Source organism: Sulfitobacter donghicola DSW-25 = KCTC 12864 = JCM 14565 (genome assembly GCF_000622405.1).
Classification (GTDB): Bacteria; Pseudomonadota; Alphaproteobacteria; order Rhodobacterales; family Rhodobacteraceae; genus Sulfitobacter; species Sulfitobacter donghicola.
The window spans coordinates 1,762,354-1,781,908 of sequence record NZ_JASF01000005.1 but is presented as its reverse complement, the minus strand read 5'-3'; the positions used below and the strand labels follow the sequence as shown (position 1 = coordinate 1,781,908).

The 19,555-nt window shown below is 54.9% G+C and carries 20 protein-coding genes and 1 tRNA gene; 8 read left to right on the top strand and 13 right to left on the bottom strand.

Translation table 11 applies throughout. The annotated features are described in order from the left end of the window. Window position 1: 1 nt before the first annotated feature. Complete coding sequence (locus tag Z948_RS0109650; protein ID WP_025059360.1) at window positions 2–850, top strand: GNAT family N-acetyltransferase; 849 nt, start codon at window positions 2–4, stop codon at window positions 848–850. Between the two features lie 45 nt (window positions 851–895). Here the strand turns inward: Z948_RS0109650 and Z948_RS0109645 are convergent, their stop codons facing one another. Beyond that, window positions 896–1,132 carry an HP1242/YdcH family protein gene (locus tag Z948_RS0109645; protein ID WP_025059359.1) on the bottom strand — a complete coding sequence of 79 codons (237 nt, stop codon included), beginning with the start codon at window positions 1,130–1,132 and terminating at the stop codon, window positions 896–898. Between the two features lie 12 nt (window positions 1,133–1,144). Then, a complete protein-coding gene (gene ppk2, locus Z948_RS0109640; RefSeq protein WP_025059358.1) occupies window positions 1,145–2,026 on the bottom strand; it encodes a polyphosphate kinase 2 in 882 nt (293 codons plus the stop codon). 303 nt (window positions 2,027–2,329) lie between these two features. Here ppk2 and rplS point away from each other — a divergent pair, with 303 nt between their 5' ends. The 4 genes from rplS (at window position 2,330) to Z948_RS0109620 (ending at window position 6,112) form a co-directional block, all read left to right on the top strand. After that, window positions 2,330–2,704 (top strand): 50S ribosomal protein L19, encoded by a 375-nt coding sequence (rplS, locus tag Z948_RS0109635; protein WP_025059357.1) that lies wholly within the window; start codon window positions 2,330–2,332, stop codon window positions 2,702–2,704. Window positions 2,705–2,709: 5 nt separating this feature from the next. Continuing rightward, a complete protein-coding gene (gene rpmE / locus Z948_RS0109630; protein WP_025059356.1) occupies window positions 2,710–2,931 on the top strand; it encodes a 50S ribosomal protein L31 in 222 nt (73 codons plus the stop codon). Between the two features lie 198 nt (window positions 2,932–3,129). Next, window positions 3,130–3,939: a division plane positioning ATPase MipZ gene (locus Z948_RS0109625; RefSeq protein ID WP_025059355.1), complete on the top strand. Its 810-nt coding sequence runs from the start codon at window positions 3,130–3,132 to the stop codon at window positions 3,937–3,939. A gap of 499 nt (window positions 3,940–4,438) precedes the next feature. Continuing rightward, window positions 4,439–6,112 carry an ABC transporter substrate-binding protein gene (locus Z948_RS0109620; protein WP_025059354.1) on the top strand — a complete coding sequence of 558 codons (1,674 nt, stop codon included), beginning with the start codon at window positions 4,439–4,441 and terminating at the stop codon, window positions 6,110–6,112. Between the two features lie 153 nt (window positions 6,113–6,265). Here Z948_RS0109620 and Z948_RS0109615 read toward each other — a convergent pair whose 3' ends face one another. The 8 genes from Z948_RS0109615 to clpS form a co-directional block, all read right to left on the bottom strand. Further along, on the bottom strand, window positions 6,266–7,582 hold the full coding sequence (locus tag Z948_RS0109615) for a TRAP transporter large permease (protein WP_025059353.1): 1,317 nt from the start codon (window positions 7,580–7,582) through the stop codon (window positions 6,266–6,268). Between the two features lie 3 nt (window positions 7,583–7,585). Further along, a complete protein-coding gene (locus Z948_RS0109610) occupies window positions 7,586–8,167 on the bottom strand; it encodes a TRAP transporter small permease (protein ID WP_025059352.1) in 582 nt (193 codons plus the stop codon). A gap of 71 nt (window positions 8,168–8,238) precedes the next feature. Then, a complete protein-coding gene (locus Z948_RS0109605) occupies window positions 8,239–9,279 on the bottom strand; it encodes a TRAP transporter substrate-binding protein (RefSeq protein WP_025059351.1) in 1,041 nt (346 codons plus the stop codon). 272 nt (window positions 9,280–9,551) lie between these two features. After that, a tRNA-Met gene (locus tag Z948_RS0109600) sits at window positions 9,552–9,628 on the bottom strand. A 77-nt stretch (window positions 9,629–9,705) separates the two neighbouring features. Further along, on the bottom strand, window positions 9,706–10,596 hold the full coding sequence (hemF, locus tag Z948_RS0109595; protein WP_025059350.1) for an oxygen-dependent coproporphyrinogen oxidase: 891 nt from the start codon (window positions 10,594–10,596) through the stop codon (window positions 9,706–9,708). A gap of 56 nt (window positions 10,597–10,652) precedes the next feature. Next, complete coding sequence (locus Z948_RS0109590) at window positions 10,653–11,453, bottom strand: SDR family NAD(P)-dependent oxidoreductase (protein ID WP_025059349.1); 801 nt, start codon at window positions 11,451–11,453, stop codon at window positions 10,653–10,655. 19 nt (window positions 11,454–11,472) lie between these two features. Then, the gene (locus Z948_RS0109585) at window positions 11,473–12,465 is read right to left on the bottom strand and encodes a class I SAM-dependent methyltransferase (protein ID WP_025059348.1); all 993 of its coding nucleotides are present in this window, start codon (window positions 12,463–12,465) and stop codon (window positions 11,473–11,475) included. 3 nt (window positions 12,466–12,468) lie between these two features. Beyond that, a complete protein-coding gene (gene clpS, locus Z948_RS0109580) occupies window positions 12,469–12,807 on the bottom strand; it encodes an ATP-dependent Clp protease adapter ClpS (RefSeq protein ID WP_025059347.1) in 339 nt (112 codons plus the stop codon). Between the two features lie 107 nt (window positions 12,808–12,914). On the opposite strand from clpS, the gene Z948_RS0109575 reads away from it, so the two are divergent. From Z948_RS0109575 to Z948_RS0109565, 3 genes are all read left to right on the top strand, one after another. Further along, window positions 12,915–13,610, top strand: coding sequence for an HAD family hydrolase (locus Z948_RS0109575; protein WP_025059346.1), 696 nt, complete (start codon window positions 12,915–12,917; stop codon window positions 13,608–13,610). Window positions 13,611–13,623: 13 nt separating this feature from the next. Beyond that, window positions 13,624–13,947, top strand: a complete 324-nt coding sequence (locus Z948_RS0109570; RefSeq protein ID WP_025059345.1) for a hypothetical protein — start codon at window positions 13,624–13,626, stop codon at window positions 13,945–13,947. Window positions 13,948–14,186: 239 nt separating this feature from the next. Then, window positions 14,187–15,701 carry a D-alanyl-D-alanine carboxypeptidase family protein gene (locus tag Z948_RS0109565; protein WP_025059344.1) on the top strand — a complete coding sequence of 505 codons (1,515 nt, stop codon included), beginning with the start codon at window positions 14,187–14,189 and terminating at the stop codon, window positions 15,699–15,701. A 19-nt stretch (window positions 15,702–15,720) separates the two neighbouring features. Here the strand turns inward: Z948_RS0109565 and Z948_RS0109560 are convergent, their stop codons facing one another. The 3 genes from Z948_RS0109560 to Z948_RS0109550 are packed head-to-tail and all read right to left on the bottom strand — an operon-like array spanning window position 15,721 to window position 19,552. Further along, on the bottom strand, window positions 15,721–17,301 hold the full coding sequence (locus Z948_RS0109560) for an ABC transporter ATP-binding protein (protein WP_025059343.1): 1,581 nt from the start codon (window positions 17,299–17,301) through the stop codon (window positions 15,721–15,723). Next, on the bottom strand, window positions 17,301–18,407 hold the full coding sequence (locus tag Z948_RS0109555; protein ID WP_025059342.1) for an ABC transporter permease: 1,107 nt from the start codon (window positions 18,405–18,407) through the stop codon (window positions 17,301–17,303). The genes Z948_RS0109560 and Z948_RS0109555 overlap by 1 nt, the downstream gene beginning before the upstream one ends. After that, entirely contained in the window at window positions 18,407–19,552 is a 1,146-nt protein-coding gene (locus Z948_RS0109550) for a microcin C ABC transporter permease YejB (protein WP_025059341.1), read from the bottom strand. Before Z948_RS0109550 ends, Z948_RS0109555 begins: the two co-directional genes overlap by 1 nt. Between the last annotated feature and the right edge of the window lie 3 nt (window positions 19,553–19,555).

Sequence of the window (19,555 nt, the reverse complement as noted above, 5' to 3'; positions counted from 1 at the left end):
AATGGTCGAGATTACTTTTGCCACGCCCAGCCAGCGCGAAGAGGTCGAGACCTTTATGCATACGGCCTTTCCCCGCGCCAAATGGGGTGCCGACGGGTGGAGGCGCCTATTGGCGAACCGCTGGGGCGGTGAAAAGGGTGAGTTTGCCGTCACCGCGCGGGACGGCGGCGCATTGGTTGGTGTTATGGGCATGAACGACAGCCTGCGCCATACGCCACGCGGGCCAAAGCGCTATCGCAACCTCACGTCGTGGTATGTTCTAAAAACCCATCGCGGTATGGGGATGGGCGAAAAGCTGATGCATACGGCAATGGCCGACCCCGAGGTGACCTCGACCAATCTCACCAGCGCCAAGGCGGCCCTGCCTTTGGTGGATCGTATTGGTTTCAAAGTGCTGGACGACAAACGCTTCGTCTGGCGGCACAGCGGTGCGGCGCCCCTGCCCTTCACGCTGGCTCCTTTGCAGGAGGCCGACCTTAATCTCGCCGACGCCAAAGTGCTGGCGGATCATGCTGACCTGAACCTAAAACCAATGGTGATCGAAACACCCGATGGCCCTGTCACGCTGGTGCTTTCGGTCAAACAAAAGGTCGATGAATATGTAACGCACGAGGTCGTTTATGTGGGGCAATCTGATCTGTTGGCCAAACACGGGCAGGCCATCGCGGATACGCTGCTGCCTGAAACCGGCGCGGTGTTTAGCGTGGATTCACGCCTTGCCCATGGTGCCACGCCTAACGCGGTTGAGCCGATTGAAGTCTCTCGGTTTTTCAAAGGCGCATCCATGCTCCCCGCCGAGATTGACCACATGTATTCCGAAATCGTGTTGATGGATATGAAGCTGTACTAACGGGGGTTTTGGGCATCGCACCCTCCTGCGACGCCCAAAACCAAATCATTGACGCAGATATGCGGCGATGGCGTCCTTTAGTGCCAAACGTTCGCGGCGCATGCTTTGCATGTTGTCATCGCTGGTTGGTTCCACATCGGTTTCCGCGCGGTGAATGGCGCGGTTTACGGTGTGATAGGTTTCGGACATTTTGGCGAAATGCGCATCGGACTGACGCAGCGCCGCCATCTTTTCCAACTGCTCGGGGAATTCTTCGTGCAGCTCGTGTGGTGTGTTTGACATGGTTTGTCCTCGTTAAGTTTTACGGTGTTTCGGGTGCAGCGATGAGGCCAGAATGTGCTGGCTTTGCTGCAACAAAGCTTCGGCTTGGTGGAAAATCTTTGGGTCGGGTGCTTGGGCGACCTCTGGATCTTTTTCCGGATAATCCAGCTGCGACAGGAAGTGGCGCATACAGGTGAGGCGCGCGCGTTTCTTGTCGTTTGAACGGATCACAGTCCAAGGTGCATCGGCAGTGTCCGTGTAAAAGAACATCGCCTCTTTGGCTTCGGTATAATCATCCCATTTGTTCAGGCTGGCGCGGTCAATCGGGGATAGCTTCCACCGTTTTAACGGATCCGTTTCCCGCGATGCAAAACGCCGCCGCTGTTCTTCCTGTGTGACCGAGAACCAGTATTTGAACAGGCGCACGCCACTGCGTGCCAGCATCCGCTCGAACTCAGGCGTTTGGCGCATGAATTCCAGATATTCCGCTGGTTCGCAAAAATCCATAACGCGCTCTACACCTGCGCGGTTGTACCAAGAACGGTCATACAAAACCATCTCGCCCGCGGTTGGCAGATGTTTGATATAGCGCTGGAAATACCACTGGCCGCGCTCTTCCTCGGTGGGCTTGTTCAGCGCCACAACGCGGACTGCGCGGGGGTTTAGATGTTCGGTAAAGCGTTTGATCGTGCCGCCTTTGCCTGCAGCGTCGCGGCCTTCAAACAATAGAATAAATTTCTGCCCTGTCTCTTGCACCCAGTGCTGCACTTTCAAAAGCTCAACCTGAAGTGCCGCTTTCTCTTTCTCATAAGCCGAGCGAGAGAGCTTGGTCTGATAGGGATATTCACCCTGTTCAAACCCGACAATTTGGGCGTTTCGCGCTGTCTTGGCCTGTTCTTTGTCGGTTTCGGTCATCGAGCCCCCTTTCAAGGTGTTTAATTCGACCGTTATTATGACCATTACCAAGGCTAACGGATTGATTTGAATCAACGCCTGTTGGGTAAACTCGCCTCTTGATCCGCCTGATTTTCAGGCCTATACGACAGCAATCTGGAATCGCTTATTGCGACTCGGGTGTTTGCGCTATGGGCGCAAGAGAAAGCTAAAGACGATTGTTACCTCCGGTGGGCTGTGCGCAGACCCGACAGACAGACCGAAGCTCTGGGATCACCGTAAAAACTTCGTGGCATACCACGAGCATCATAGGAGACGCATCAGATGAACCTGATCGCAGAAATCGAGGCGGAACATATCGCCGAACTTGCCAAGGAAATCCCTGATTTCCGCGCTGGCGACACCATCCGGGTTGGCTTTAAAGTCACCGAAGGTACACGCACACGTGTACAGAACTACGAAGGCGTTTGCATCAGCCGTAAAAACGGCAAAGGCATTGCCGGTGCATTCACTGTTCGCAAAATTTCCTTTGGCGAAGGCGTGGAGCGTGTATTCCCGCTGCACTCGACCAACATCGACAACATCACCGTGGTACGCCGCGGCCGCGTTCGTCGCGCCAAACTGTACTATCTACGCTCACGCCGTGGTAAATCTGCGCGTATCGTCGAGAACACAAACTACAAACCGCTCAAGGGGTAAGTTAGATGAAAACCGATACACATCCAGAATACCACACGATCAACGTCAAAATGACCGACGGTACGATCATTGAGATGAAATCAACTTGGGGCAAAGAAGGCGACCAGCTGGCGCTAGACATCGACCCAACGGTACACCCAGCATGGACCGGTACTTCTGGTCGTTTGATGGATACCGGTGGCCGCGTGTCCAAGTTCAAAAACAAATACGCTGGTCTGGGCTTCTAAACCCGCCAAGCAATCTTGTTTCAAAAGGCGCGCCTATCGGGTGCGCCTTTTTTATTGGGTCAAGCCCACGAGACGTGGCAACCAGAACCCACTGAGCGCCCGCCCCGTCGTTCAACGCTTTTCAAAGCTCGAAACCCTACATATAGTCGCAGTAACAGTATCCTGCGCTAAGGCAGGCAACATAAAAAGGTATCGGGCATGGCGCATATTATCGTCGTCGGAAACGAAAAAGGTGGCGCGGGGAAATCAACGGTTTCCATGCACCTTGCGACCGCATTGGCCCGCATGGGCCATCAGGTAAGCGCGTTGGACCTAGACCTGCGCCAGCGCACATTTGGCCGTTACGCTGAAAACCGTCAGTCCTTTCTAAAAGAAGCTGGCTTGGATTTGCCCAGCCCGCATTACCACGAGCTGCCAGAGGTCAACGCAAGTGACCTAAAACCGGGCGAAAACGTCTATGATCATCGGCTTTCCGCTGCGGTGGCAGAGCTGGAGCCGAACAATGATTTCATTTTGATCGATTGCCCCGGTTCGCACACCCGTCTTAGTCAGGTGGCGCATAGCCTAGCCGATACTTTGGTCACCCCGTTGAATGACAGCTTTATCGATTTCGATCTGCTGGCCCACACTGATGCTTCTGGCGATAAAATCACGGGCCCTTCGGTTTATTCCGAAATGGTGTGGAATGCGCGTCAGCTAAGATCACAGGCGGGGCTGCCCCCGATTGACTGGGTTGTTGTTCGCAACCGCATGGGCGCGCAGCGGATGGTCAACAAGGAAAAGATGGAGCGCGCGATCCAGAACCTAAGCAAGCGGATCGGGTTTCGCATTGCACCGGGCTTTAACGAGCGGGTAATTTTCCGAGAGCTCTTTCCGCGCGGTCTAACCCTGCTGGACCTCAAGGATATCGGCGTTAAACAGCTGAACATCTCAAACATCGCCGCACGCCAAGAATTGCGCGATTTGATCAAGGCGCTAAAATTGCCTGGTGTTGACGCTGATTTCTAAAGCAGCCTGTGCAGCTTTTCTTTTCGCTGATCGATGCCTGCGTCACGCGCCAAAGAAAAGAATCGGACAATCGCCAAAGCTAAAAAGCTGGAAATCTGATTTGACTGTGTCGTTGGATGACCTTTTCTACAGATGCCGCGCCTACAAATCCCTCAATGGTAGAAATTTAAATAAAGTTCGCCGGCCCTCTCTGAGCGGCGCGTTAAGCCTGACGATGTCGGGCATCTCTCATGCGCCCATAAAGAAAGGTGTTTGAGCGAAAATTACATCACGATCCAGAAAGGTTGTCAGGTTTCCTGTTCATATTCCCCCCAGCCTTGGGGTTGACGGACAGCCCATATCACTCAATCCTTTGGCAACAACGTCATGCTGTCGTTCGGAACGCACGCAGCGAAACGTAAAATGTAGGGAAAACCTGCAAACGCCAAACCCGCTGAATAGGGTCTTTAGTCGCTTAGCACTGGAATGCGCGGCCACTTAAACAACAGAGAGGAAGAACATGACATTCACAACACGCACCGGTAAGCCGCTGCCACAGTCCATTCTGGACAGCGCGGATCAGGCCAAAGCCGATCCTGTAAACCGCCGTGAGTTTCTGGCCCTTGCCAGCGCATTTGGCGCCACAACTGCCACCGCTTATGCGATGATCGGCATGGCGCCCCCAGCACAGGCGGCTTCGCACGCTGACAAGAAAATGGGTGGCACCGTACGGATGCAGATGGAAGTCCGCGCCCTGAAGGACCCGCGCACCTATGACTGGTCCCAGATCGCGAACTTCTCACGTGGGTGGCTGGAATACCTCGCGATTTACGAAAGCGACGGTACGTTCACGCCAGCGCTTTTGGAAAGCTGGGAAATCAACGACGATGCGACCGTATACACATTGAACGTCCGCAAAGGCGTTAAATGGAACAACGGTGACGACTTTACCGCCGAAGACGTGGCACGCAACATCACTGGCTGGTGTGACAAGTCGCTCGAGGGGAACTCGATGGCGGGTCGCTTTGCAACGCTGATTGATGCGGAGACTGGAAAAGCTGGTGAAGGAACGATCGAAGTTGTCGATAGCCACACAGTGAAGCTGAATCTGCCAGCCTCTGACATCACATTGATCGCGGGCATGGCCGACTATCCAGCGGCGATTGTTCACAGCAGCTTTGCCGCTGACACGATGCTTGAAAACCCGATCGGTACAGGTGCTTACCTGCCAGAAACACTGGAAGTTGGCGTTAAGAGTGTGCTGGTTAAGAACCCAGACCACACATGGTGGGGCACCGAAGTGTTCGGCGGACCTTTCATCGACCGCTTGGAATACATCGACTATGGCACAGACCCATCTGCATGGATTGCGGCGGCTGAGGCCGAAGAGGTTGATGCCTTCTATTCCATGGAAGGTGAATTCATCGACATTATGACGGGCCTAGACGGCTGGGTAGAAAACGAAATCGCCACGGCTGCGACAATCGTTGTCCGCCCGAACCAGCTGGCTGAAGTAGATGGCAAAATGCCTTACGCGGACAAGCGCGTGCGGCAGGCGATCAGCATGGCCGTTGATAACTCGGTCCTGCTAGAGCTTGGCTATGGTGGTCGTGGTATCCCTGCGGAAAACCACCACGTTGGCCCGATGCACCCTGAATACGCTGAGCTACCCGCACGCAAACCAGATCCAGCAGGCGCCAAGGCCCTGATGGACGAAGCAGGCATGGGTGATTTTGAGCACGAGCTGATGTCGATCGACGATGCATGGCGCAAAGACACTACTGACGCGGTTGCCGCCCAGTTGCGCGACGCTGGCATCAAGGTAAAGCGCACCATTCTACCTGGCTCTACCTTCTGGAATGACTGGGTGAAATACCCGTTCAGCTCAACCAACTGGAACCACCGTCCGCTGGGCGTTCAGATTTGGGCGCTTGCCTATCGTTCTGGCGAAGCATGGAACGAATTCGGCTGGTCTAACGCCGAATTTGACGCGCTTTTGTCAGAAGCCTTGGCAACCGCCGATATCGAAAAGCGCCGTGCGATTATGGCCAAAGGTCAGGCGATGATCCAAGACGAAGGTGTAACGATCCAGCCGTACTGGCGTTCGCTGTACAACCACACAAAAGAAGGCCTGACAGGTGCAGAGCACCACATCAGCTTTGAATACCACCCAGCACGGATGGCATGGAGCTAAGCCTCTCTGCCCTCTAGGGAACAAACGAAGGGCCGCGTATTTCGCGGCCCTTTTTCTTTGCCCGTTAGGTCGCGGATATGACACTGGGCTAAAACGTAAAATGGCCGGGCGATGGTATCGCCCGGCCTTTCTATTTGTCGCTCTGTTTGTTTGTCAGCGCAGCAGGAACAGCGTGATTGACGGAAAGATCACAAGGATCGCCACTCGCACAATGTCGGAACCTACAAAGTACATCACCGTCTTATAGGTCTCGGTCATGGGGGTTTCTTTGTCCATCGAGTTGATGATGAACAGGTTCATGCCCACAGGGGGCGTAATCAACCCGACCTCGACAACGATCAGAACCAGAATACCAAACCAGATCGCCACGTGTTCGGCGCTCATCCCGAAATCCATCGCCGAGATGACAGGGAAGAAGATCGGAACCGTCAGCAGGATCATCGACAGGCTGTCCATCAGGCAGCCAAAGATCAGGTAGAACACCAAAATGATTGTCAAAACCAACCACGGGCTAAGCCCTTGGGTGACAACCCAGTCCGCCATGAACTGTGGCACACCAGACAAGGCAAGGAAGCCGTTGTAGAACCCTGCCCCCAACACGATGAAAAAGATCATTGCCGTGGTGCGTGCCGTGCCGATCAAGCTTTGCTTTAGGATGTCCCAGCCAAGCGAGCCAGACAAAAGCGCAACCAGTCCCGTGCCCGCCGCGCCAACGGCAGCAGCTTCGGTGGGGGTGAACCAACCAAGGTAGATACCGCCAACAACCAAAAAGAAGATCGCAATCACGGGCCATGTCTTGCTAAGGGCGGCAAAGCGTTCTGCCATCGGTACAGGCGGGCGTGTGCCTGCCGCATCAGGGTGCAGACGCACATAGATCGAAATCGTCAGCACGTATCCAATCGCTGCCAGAATGCCGGGGATAAACGCGGCCAAGAACAGCTTGGCGATGTTTTGCTCGGTCAGGATCGCATAGATAACCAGAATAACGGAGGGCGGGATCAAAATGCCCAATGTACCACCAGCCGCGAGTGTTGCCGTAGAAAAGCCACCTGAGTAGCCGTAGCGCTTTAGCTCTGGCAGGGCGACCTTGGACATTGTTGCGGCTGTCGCGAGCGACGAGCCACAGATCGCGCCAAAGCCCGCACAGGCACCAACAGCCGCCATAGCGACACCGCCCCGACGATGGCCAAGGAAGCTCTCAGCGGCGCGGAACAGCGCCTGTGACATGCCAGATAGGGTCGCAAACTGGCCCATCAGCAAAAACAGCGGAATGATCGTCAGCGAATAGCTGGAGAAGGTGGTGTAGGTCTCTGACTTTAGCTTGGCCAGTAGCGGCGTGGGATTGCCCCCCATCGCCATAAACCAGCCGCCAAAACCGCATAACAGCATCGCCAGCCCGATCGGCGCGCGCAAAAACACCATGACCAAGAGGATGGGAAAGGACCAAAAGCCCAGTTCAAGATTGCTCATCGTTTAGTGTTCCCCATGCTCGGACGGCAGGATGTTGGTGTCACCAATCGCCTCGCCAATACGCGCAACGGCGCAATAAACAGCTACAATACACGCCACGACCCCAGCCGCGAAGCTAAGCGCGTAGGACCACCAGACTGGGAATTGCAGGAAGAAGGTTGTTTCGCCGTTACCCAGATACCGCTCTAGGCCGCCATAAAGGCGCCAGATGATCAGGATGATCACGGCGGTCAGGACGATTTCCCAGAATGCCATGATCCAGCGGTTCACCCGCTGGGACAGGACCGAGGTAAAGACATCAACGGTCGCATGTGCGCCGTAGAACTGGCAGATCGGCAGAAACGAAAAGATCGCAAAGGCCACCCCCGCTTCGAGCAGCTCATAGTTGCCGTTGATTTCGCCAATACCCATATCCAACAGGAATTTAGAAAACCCCGCCAATTGGTTTGCGAAAAAATCACCATGTAAAAGCTTGTTGAGGGTCCTGCCCGTGATCGAAAGTGTGGTCATGATAACCAGCACAATCAACACACAGCCGCCGATCAACGCAGTTCCATGGGCGAGAGTTCGAATGAAACGATGCATGTTTAGCCCTTGTAGATAAAGGCAGCGCACCGGAGTTTCCCCCGATGCGCTGATGTTCAGACTATACTGTCTTATTCGCTGTAGGAATTCATCAGCGAGCGCGCTTCGTCGATCAGCGCCTGACCGTCGATGCCTTTGCTTTCCATGTCTGCCAACCATTCGGCATAAACAGGCTGGGCAGCATCTTTCCAAACTTGAACACCATCGCCAGAAACTGTGACGATGTTGTTCCCAGCATCAGCTGCTGCCTTGCGTGAAGGGCCGTCAGAATCGGCCATCGTACCACCAGCAAGGATCGAGAACTCAAGACCGGAGTTATCTTCGATGACTTTCTGAAGCTCTGGATCAAGGCTGTCGAACTTGTCTTTGTTCATCGCCAGAACAAATGTAAGCGTGTACAGCGCTTCGCCGTCAAACTCGGTGTGGTTTTTCACCAGCTCAGGCACTTTGAGGGCACCCGTAACTTCCCAGGGGATTGTGGTGCCATCGACAACGCCTTTGCTCAGCGCCTCTGGGATCGCTGGAACGGGCATACCAACGGGTGTAGAGCCCAGCTTTTCCAGAAGGACGCTCGCCAGGCGGGAACCGCCACGCATCTTCAGACCCGCCATATCCGCAGGTGTTTCCACAGCTTCACTCGAGTGGATCACACCGGGGCCGTGAACCCATGTGCCAAGGATTTTAACGTCCTTAAACTCGGTATCTTTCATGTGCTTTTCAAACATCTGCCAATAGGCCGAAGACGCGGCGCGGGCGTTATTCATCATGAACGGCAGCTCAAATACCTCGGTGCTTGGGAACCGACCCGGGGTATAGCCGACAACGGTCCAGACGATATCGGCAACGCCATCAATCGCTTGGTCCATCAATTCTGGAGGAGACCCGCCCAGCTGCATGGAGGCGTAACGCTCAATCTTGATGCGGCCTTCGCTGGCTGCCTCAACGCGGTCCGCCCAAGGGTAGAGAATCAGGTTAGGCACATTCGCTTGCGCTGGCAGGAACTGGTGCATGCGCAATGTAACGTCCTGCGCCATAGCAGGAGCAGCCCCCATACCAGCAGCAAGCGCGATTGCGCCCGCCATACCTAGAAATGATTTCCGTGTGAATTTCATTGGTCTTCCTCCCATTGGTCGCGCCACGATAACCGTGCATCGCTTGTCCTTAATCAAAACGCTATGCGCTCTGATCCTCCTTGTCACGTCAGATCCCCCACTGTTTTCGGTCTATGCCTGTGGGGCGCCTAACATCTTAGTGATATTGCCTTGCGCAAAATGTAACAATCAAGAGGAAATGCGCGCGATTTTGTAACATTATTAAAGCCGCCATTCAAAACACCACCGCAGGTAGATAATTCGCCCAAGCGTATTTTGAGAGAGGGGGGAAATGGTGGCGTTACCTGGATTTGAACCAGGGACCTAACGATTATGAGTCGTTCGCTCTAACCAACTGAGCTATAACGCCGTGGGCCGTGACCTATGATAGCCGCCAGCCTACGTCAAGACAGAAACAACATGTATATGGCAGCTATTTTTCTGCGCTTAAATCCACTTGGCCAATGGAGGCAGGCTCATCAGCACCGCATTGGCATCGTGACCTGTCTCTAGGCCGAATTTTGTGCCGCGGTCATAGACCAGATTATACTCGGCATAGAGGCCGCGATGGACCAATTGCGCGTCCTTGTCCGCCGCGTCCCAATCCTGCTTTTTGCGCTTTTCGACCAATGGCACATAGGCGGGCAGAAAGGCGCGACCGATGTCTTGGGTTAGAGCAAAATCTGCCTCCCAATCACCTGTGTTGCGATCATCCATAAAGATGCCGCCAACGCCACGGGCACGGTTGCGGTGAGGGATATAAAAATACTCGTCCGCCCACTCTTTCAGCTTTGGGTAAATCTCGGTGCCATGCGGATCTAGGTATTCTTTCTGAGTCGCATGAAAATGGGCCGTGTCATCATCATATTCGATACAAGGGTTCAGATCAGAGCCGCCGCCAAACCACCACGCACCCGGTGTCCAGAACATGCGTGTATTCATATGCACAGCAGGCGCATGCGGGTTTTGCATATGCGCAACAAGGCTGATCCCCGAAGCCCAAAAGCGCGGATCATCTGCCATCCCCGGAACCCCACGCGCGGCCATCGCCTTTTGCGCGCGATCCCCCAATGTTCCGTAAACGGTCGAGATATTGACCCCTACTTTTTCAAAAACGCGGCCACCGCGCATTACGCTCATCAGGCCACCCCCTGCATCGGACCCGTCATCCGAGGTTCGTTTGGTTGTGCTAACTTCGAATTGACCTGCGCCCATATCGGTCAGGGGACCTGTCGAGTGGTCATTTTCGAGGGCTTCAAACGCAGAAACGATATCGTCTCGAAGGGTGCGGAACCATGCGCTTGCGCGGTTCTTCTCGGTTTCGAACTGTACGCTCATATCTTTGCTTTCAAATAAAAATATCATGTTCGGCGGGGGCTTTTCCCCGCCCAATATCAGTGGGCCGGCGCGCTTACGGCATCCAGCAACGAACGCCCGCCATCTACCACCATCACTTCACCAGTCATGAAACTAGAGCTTTCTGCCGCCAAAAACTGAACCGTATCGACCAGTTCGGAAGGCGCGGCAATTCGGCCCAGAGGAGTGTGGCACCGGATATCGTCCCGCCATTCCCGATTTTCGGCAACCGCCGTCTTGAGGGATGTAGACATGACCGATCCAAACGAAACCGCGTTCACACGAATGCGGTGCGGTGCAAGCGACAAAGCCATAGAGCGCGTCAGCTGCTCCACTGCGGCAGAGGCCATCGAATAGCCCATCAATTCGGGATGTGCATTTTTCGAGGCAACCGAGCTAAAGTTGATGATGCTACCCAGCTGCCCTTCGCGATCTTCATCCGCTTGTTTAATCATGCGTTTAGCCACCTGCTGGCTCAGCCGCATCGCCGTCATCACGTTTTGCTCTAGCAGGGTTTCAACCGAGTTATCATCGACATCCAAAGCAGAGGTAGGGATCACCTGCCTTGAGGCATTGACCAGAATATCGATCTCTTCAAAAGCGTCGATTGTGGCTGAAACCAAATTCGCAATCGTGAGGCGCTGGCGCAGGTCACCGGCGAAAAAGCGGATATTCCCCTCGTCACGGGCATCGCCCAGCTCTTCCTTGAGCTTCTTTTCGTCCATGTCGGCGCACATAACATTGGCACCTTTATCCGCAAAGCTGCGCGCGATGGCGAGGCCGATGCCGTTTGCAGCACCTGTAACAATTGCGGTTTTTCCGGAAATAGAGAATGACATATATAGTCCTCTGGTCGTGTCAGCGCCGTTTTCGCAACGGACGGGACGCATGGAACAGCTTGAACCGCGCATCGCCGCCGATCTCTTCGACCTGTGCAAAACGGGTTTTCAGCTCTGCTTCATAAGGCAAATGGCGATTCGCCACCATCCAAAGATGGCCTTGCGGGGCCAATAGCCGCGCGGCGGAGGCGACGAAGGCTTGCCCGATCTGTGGCTCGGCCGCGCGCCCAACGTGGAAGGGTGGGTTCATCACAACCGTGTCCATCTTTACGCTAGGCGCCCAATCCGTTGCATCAGCCCAGTGAAATTCCGCCCGTGGGTCGGTCACATTGCGCCGTGCGCATTCCAACGCCATGTTGTTGGCTTCGACCAGATGAACGGCCTCAACGTCCTCGCGGGTCAAAACATGGGCGGATAGGAACCCCCAGCCAGCGCCAAGGTCGCAGACTTGTTTGCCCAATTTTTCTGGCAACTCATCCGCCAGCAGCGCCGATGCAAGATCAACACCATCTGCCGAAAACACACCAGGTGCGGTCCAAAAGCCCCCCTCGGTCAGTTCTGGCCCAGCTTCCCAATCAGCAAAGCAATCTGCGGCAGGGGCCTCGATCCAGAATAATTTTCCATGGGCTTTGGTAATGGGGCCGTGAACGGTCACACGGGCCTTCATCGCCTTTAAGATACCTTCGATTCCGTCCGTTTTTTGGCCGTCGATCACGACGATCCCGTCGCTTAGCGCGCAGGCCTCGGCGATCATGGCACGCGCTTCCAATTTTGCGCGCGGAAGGCAGACTACGGCGGCGGAATACGCATCACCACTGTTCAAAGCGACAGAATAGCCGCGCGCCTGCCAAGCTGCGTTAGCTGGATAGAAATCTTGGATAATTTCGGCACGGTCTTTTGGAATCCCGTCCAGATCGGCATCCGCAGGGGGGCCAAACACGGCAATCAAACCCTCGGCAGGCCATTCAAGGCCGCCACCATCCAGTGCCAGCGGCAATCGCGAATCGAGCATCGCTTATTCTTCTTTTTCCATAGTGCACTGTAACGGGTGCTGATTGCGGCGCGCAAAATCCATGACTTGGGCCACTTTTGTCTCGGCAATCTCGTGGCTAAAGACGCCAACAACGGCCAGACCTTTTTTGTGAACGGTCAGCATGATTTCAAACGCTTGTGCATGGTTGAGGCCAAAAAAGCGTTCCAAAACATGCACTACGAATTCCATCGGCGTGAAATCATCGTTCAGCAACATCACCTTATACATCGGCGGCCGCTTTGTTTTGGGCTTCTCTTTGGTCAGCAGTTCGGTATCGTCACCGTCTTGCGGGTCTGCCATTGTGATCGGGTCAAGGTGCATTGCTGCTCCTGCGATAATTGCGTGTTCATCGGGGTGTTGCCCCGTCTATATAACGTTCACGCCCCTTTAGAAAAGAGGCGCATTCCAGAAAGGGAAACCTAGGCGATATGACGAGCATTTTGACCACCATTGGTTTCGACGCGGATGACACTCTTTGGCACAATGAACGTTTCTTTGCCCTTACTCAGGATCATTTTGCCGATCTTTTGGCAGATTTCACCGAGAGAGAGACCCTGATGGCCCGACTGCTTGACGCTGAGCGGCGCAATTTGCCCCATTACGGGTTCGGTATCAAAGGGTTCACGCTTTCTATGATCGAAACCGCGATTGAAGTGACGGACGGCCGCGTCCCTGCTGCGGTCATCACCCAATTGCTGGATGCGGGGCGCGATATGCTTAGCCATCCTGTTGAGCTGCTGCCCCACGCCGCCGACACCATCGACGCGCTGCGTCACAGTCACAAAGTATTGGTTGTGACAAAAGGTGACCTGTTGGATCAGGAACGAAAGCTGGCTCAATCCGGCCTACGCGACCTGTTTGACGGCATCGAGATTGTTTCGGCAAAGACGGCCGACACCTACACGCGTATCTTTAACCAACACGGCACCGGACCAGATCAAGGGCTGATGATCGGGAACTCGATGGCGTCAGATGTCATCCCCATGATCCAAGCAGGGGGTTGGGGCGTTTACGTGCCCCACGGTCTGACTTGGGCGATCGAACATGCCACCGCGCCCGATCACCCCAAATTCCACGAAATCAAAGATCTCGGCGCCTTGCCCGACCTTTTGCAATCCCTTTGAAACGGAGATTTTCATGCCACAAGCAGACTTTTCATATTCTTCCCAGCTGACCCTCGATGCTTCGGCTATTCTGGCAACGATCGAGACTGTTGTTAGCGCGATCGATTCAGGCGCAGGGCAATGCAAGGGGCGCGCGCATCCGATCAAGGACACACATCATACCCATGCCCTGTTGCGATTGCGGATGCTTAACAAACCGCACCGCGATGATGCCTTTATGCAGGCTCTTTTGGCTGAGTTACAAACCGCACTTACCCCCCTCATCCCCTCCCCTTGCATTCTGGGGATCGAGCTTGGCTTTCTTGAGCCGCACTATGCCTCAACCACATTGGATTGAATCGGCGTTTTGAAATGGGGCGAAACCCGCCCAAATGCTGCCACATTCCCGCCACATTGGCGGGTGTTGTGGTTTAACGCTTTGCTGCCCCTATATCTGCTATGCCGCAGCGCAGAATATGTCCTAAATCCGTGAAAAATATGGGTTATCAGAGGCACCAATTTGTGCTAGATTTTAGCTAACAAACAATAAGGTCACTCGAAAAATCGAGGGCCAGAGGCAAAATTAGGCAGGTTACCATGAAGGTTCGGCGCGTGCAGCCGGCTCGTTTAGGGCTATTCGTTTTAGCGGCAATTTGGATGCTTGTGCTCGTTCCGATGAGCGCGATGGCAGCCCCCTATGCCGCCTATGTCATTGATGCGCGGACTGGCAAAGTTCTGCATGCGCGCAATGCCAACACGCGCCTGCACCCTGCCTCCCTCACCAAGATGATGACGCTTTATATCGCGTTTCAGGCCATCGAACGCGGCGAGATTTCATTGGACACCAAAGTCCGCATTTCCAAAAATGCCGCTGCCGAGCCGCCCAGCAAATTGGGTCTAAAGACGGGTCAACGTATTGCCTTGCGTTACCTCATCCGTGGCGCAGCGGTGAAATCAGCCAATGACGCGGCGACAGCCATCGGCGAAGCGATCTCGGGCTCCGAGGCGCGATTTGCCCGCCGTATGAACCGCACGGCCAAACAGTTGGGCATGACCCGTACAACATTCAAAAACGCCCATGGCCTGACCGAAGCAGGGCACCAATCAACCGCGCACGATATGACAATCATGGGCCGTCACCTGCTGTATGATTACCCGCAGTATTATAACCTCTTTTCGCGGATCACCGCAGATGCTGGCGTTCGTAAGGTAAACCATACGAACCGCCGCTTCCTGAACTCATACAAAGGAGCGGACGGGATCAAAACGGGGTACACACGCGCGGCTGGCTTTAACCTAACCGCCTCTGCCGAGCGCGGAAACGAGCGGATCATCGTGACCGTTTTTGGTGGCAAATCCACCACATCCCGTAACGCGAAAGTTGCCGAGTTGATGGACCTTGGGTTCCGCCGCGCGCCATCACGTGCCCGCCTGCGCAAGCCAGCGCTGCCCGATTACATCGCCGAGGGCAAACCACAGCAAGACACCCCTGCGGATAAACCTGCGGCAGGTGCAAAAGGTAAAACAATTCGTCTCATCCGCGCGGTAAAAACCTCTCCGCGGCCCAAACTACGACCTGGATCTAACGCTCCGGTGCTTGTTGCTGATACCCCAAGCGATGGCGGCATCAGCGATGTCCTAAGCTCTGCAATTGCCGACGCAGTAGCGGAAGCCGTCAAAACGCCTCCGAAACAACGGGTAAGACTGGAACCCGACGCACAGGTCACAACCCAGCCCAACGTTGTTTTAGCAGCCGCAACAACCACTGTCAGGCCGGCCCTAAGGCCAAAAGGTCTGGTCGTGATCGGCGCACAACCAAAAGCCAAGAAACCAGCGGCCCCGCAGGAAGTTGTAACACGGGTTTCGACCTCGGGTGGGCGTCATTGGGGTGTAAACGTCGGGCGTTTTGGTAGCCGCTATGCCGCTGAAAAAGTACTAATCAAAACGGCCCTTGCAGAAATGGCGACATTGGATGGCTCCCTGCGCAAGGTCATTCGCAAACCACAGGGGTTTGACGCGAATTTCCTCGGGATGACCCGCGAAACCGCCGATCTTGCCTGTCAGCGCCTAAAGGCACGCAATGTCAGCTGCCTTATGATCGGACCTGGCTAACGCGGCTGCCGCTATCTTTTTAGGTAGCGGCCTGCAACAGGCTGCGGGTGTATTCCGTTTGGGGGTTATCATACAGCGCATCTACGTCGCCATATTCCACCACATCGCCACGTTTCATCACCAGCACACGATGAGACATCGCCCGAACGACCTTTAGGTCGTGGCTGATGAATAGATAGGCCAGCCCGTATTTCACCTGTAGATCGCGCAGCAGATCAACGATTTGCACCTGTACGGTCATATCCAGCGCACTGGTCGGTTCATCCAACACCAACAGACGCGGACGCAGCACCATGGCACGCGCAATCGCGATGCGCTGGCGTTGGCCACCGGAAAATTCATGTGGGTAGCGATCCATCGTAGCTGGGTCTAGGCCGACCTCGATCATCACGTCATGGACCAGCTCACGTTTGTTGCGCTCTGGATCGATGTTGTGGATCCCCAGCCCTTCGGCGATGATCTGCATGCAGGTCATACGTGGTGACAGGCTGCCAAAGGGGTCTTGGAACACGATCTGCATGTCTTTGCGCAAATGCCGCAACTCTTTCGTAGACCATTTACGCACATCATTGCCCATAAAGGTGATCCCCCCCTCAGAGGCGATCAACCGCATCATTGCCAAGGCAAGCGTGGTCTTACCCGAGCCGCTTTCGCCGACAATCCCGATCGTCTCCCCTGCCCTCACGCTGAGCGTGGCGTCATTGACAGCCTTCACGTGGCCCACCGTGCGGCGCATCAGGCCTTTTTGGATCGGGAACCAGATTTTCAGATTCTCTGTTGCGGCAATTTCTTCTGCATCTTCTTTCAGAGGTGCAGGGCTACCTGTTGGTTCGGCGCCAAGCAGCTTTTTGGTATAGTCATGTTGGGGATTGTCGAAAATCTCGGCTGTGCGCCCCTGCTCAACAATCTCACCCTGTTTCATCACGCAGACACGATCCGCGATTTTGCGCACAACGCCCAAATCATGGGTGATGAACAACAGGCCCATGCCTTCGCTTTCTTTCAACTCGTGCAGCAGATCAAGGATTTGGGCCTGAATGGTAACGTCTAGCGCGGTTGTAGGTTCATCCGCGATCAGCACGTCGGGTTTGTTCGCCAGCGCCATCGCGATCATCACGCGCTGGCGCTGCCCGCCAGATAGCTGGTGCGGGTAAGAGCCGAGCCTGCTTTCGGCGTCATTGATGCCGACCTTCACCAACAGCTCCAGAATACGTTCCTTGAGCGCATCGCCGGTTAGCCCCTGATGCAGGGCCAACGATTCAGCCAGCTGTTTATCGATTGTGTGCAGCGGGTTCAGTGATGTCATCGGCTCTTGGAAGATAAAGCTGATGTCATTGCCGCGCACCTTGCGCAGCAGCGCTTCATCCGCGCCGATCATCTGCTGGCCTTCATAGGTGACCGACCCTTCGACATGGGCGGTATCCCCCAGCAGGCTAACGGTGCTGAGGGCCGAGACCGATTTGCCCGAGCCACTTTCCCCCACCAGTGCTACGGTCTCGCCGCGCTCTAGGTGAAAGGAGACACCGCGAACGGCTGGCGTCAGCTTGCCATCCTGTCGGAAGGAAACAGTCAGATCTTTTACATCCAAAAGCGGAGCCATCAGGAGAACGTCTTTCTGGGATCAAACGCGTCGCGGATCCCTTCAAAAATAAACACAAGCAGCGACAGCATGATTGCAAAGGTAAAGAAGGCCGTGAACGCCAGCCAAGGGGCCTGAAGGTTCTGTTTCGCCTGCAAGGTCAGTTCACCCAGTGACGGCGCAGAGGACGGCAGGCCAAAGCCTAGGAAATCGAGAACAGCCAGAGACGAAATCGTACCTGTGATCAAAAACGGCAGCATGGTCAGCGTCGCAACCATCGCGTTTGGCAACATGTGACGGAACATGATGGTCACGTTCCCCACGCCAAGGGCGCGGGCAGCGCGGACGTATTCAAGATTGCGCGCACGCAAGAATTCAGCGCGAACAACCCCGACAAGGGCCGTCCAACTAAATAGTACCAGCAAGAACACCAGCAGCCAGAAACTGCGCCCTAAAATCGCGAACATGATGATGATGACATAAAGCGAGGGCGTTGAGGTCCAGATTTCGATGATCCGTTGAAAGATCAAATCAACCCAACCGCCAAAGAACCCCTGCACGGCACCAGCAGCGATACCAATAATCGTAGACAGGCCCGTCACAACCAAAGTGAAGCCAATCGACAGGCGGAAACCATGGATCACACGTGCCAGCACATCGCGTTTGGTGCCGTCAGTCCCTAGCAGGTTCTCGCCATTGGGCGGCAGCGGAGCAGCCCCGGGGCGATCAACGGCAGTATCATAGCTGTAGGGGATCGGCGGCCAGATCGCCCAGCCTTTTTCGATCGGCTCTCCCTCAATCACCCCGTCTTGGGCATCTTCGATATAGCCTTCGGGATCGTCAAAACACAGCTCGGAACCGCCTGTTGCGATGAGGCATTTCACCTCTGGGTCGCGATAGGCCGCTTCGGTCTGGAAATCTCCGCCAAAGGCTGTCTCGGGGTAGAATTTGAAGATCGGGGCGAAATATTCACCGCGGTAGTTCACCACGATGGGTTTGTCGTTCGCCAAAAACTCAGCGAATAGCGACAGGGTGAAAACAACCGCAAAAATCCACAGCGACCAGAAGGCGCGGCGATTGCGGGTAAAATTGCGCCAGCGGCGCTGGTTGAGCGCAGACAGAGACATCAGCCTTCCCTCTTCTCAAAATCAATACGCGGATCAACCAGCACATACATCAGGTCCGAGATGATCCCGACCAGCAGCCCGATCAGCCCAAAGATGAACAGCGTGCCGAACACAATCGGATAGTCACGTGCGACAGCCGCCTCAAACCCCAGACGCCCAAGGCCGTCGAGAGAAAAGATCGTCTCGATGATCAGGCTAGAGCCGAAAAACACGCCGATGAATACCGCAGGAAAGCCTGCAATCACGATCAGCATGGCGTTGCGGAACACGTGGCCATACAGAACCTTGCGCTCTGACAGGCCCTTGGCGCGGGCGGTCATGACGTAGTGCTTTTTGATCTCGTCCAGAAAACTGTTTTTGGTCAGCAACGTCAGGGTCGCAAAGGCAGAAATGGTCGAGGCCAAAACAGGCAGTGTGATGTGCCAGAAATAGTCTTTGACCTTGCCCCATGCGCTAAGCTGATCAAAGTTATCCGATGTCAGGCCACGCAGGGGGAACAGTTCGTAACAGGTGGGGTTCAGGGCCGCGCCACCGGGCCACATATCGGCCAAACCCGGAATGCGGAAACAGTTGGCTGGCACAAAAAGAACCAACAACAGGATCGCAAACAGGAAACCAGGGATCGCATAGGCGGCAATGATCGCGCCAGATGTCCACGTATCAAACCGTGAACCGTCCCGAACCGCCTTTTTGATACCTAAGGGAATCGAGATAAGATAAGCGATCAGCGTGGACCACAGGCCCAAGGTGATAGAGACAGGCAGTTTTTCCTTGATCAAATCAACAACAGAAATGGATCGAAAGTAACTCTCGCCGAAATCAAAGGTGATATAACTGCCAAGCATGCGAAAGAAACGCTCAACGGGCGGTTTGTCAAAGCCGAACTCTTTCTCGAGTTCCTCGATGAATTCTGGCGGGAGACCGCGCGCGCCGACGTAATTGTCCGATCCACCCAGATCGACTGTATCCGTGTCGGAACCTGAACCCGCAAAGCCGCCAAAGACGTCGCCGCCGCCTTGGATACGGGCAATCGCCTGCTCAACCGGACCACCGGGCACAAATTGCACCAGTGCAAAATTGACCAGCATGATCCCGAACAGGGTCACGGGGATCAGCAACAATCGTCTTAGAATATAGGCGCCCATGGA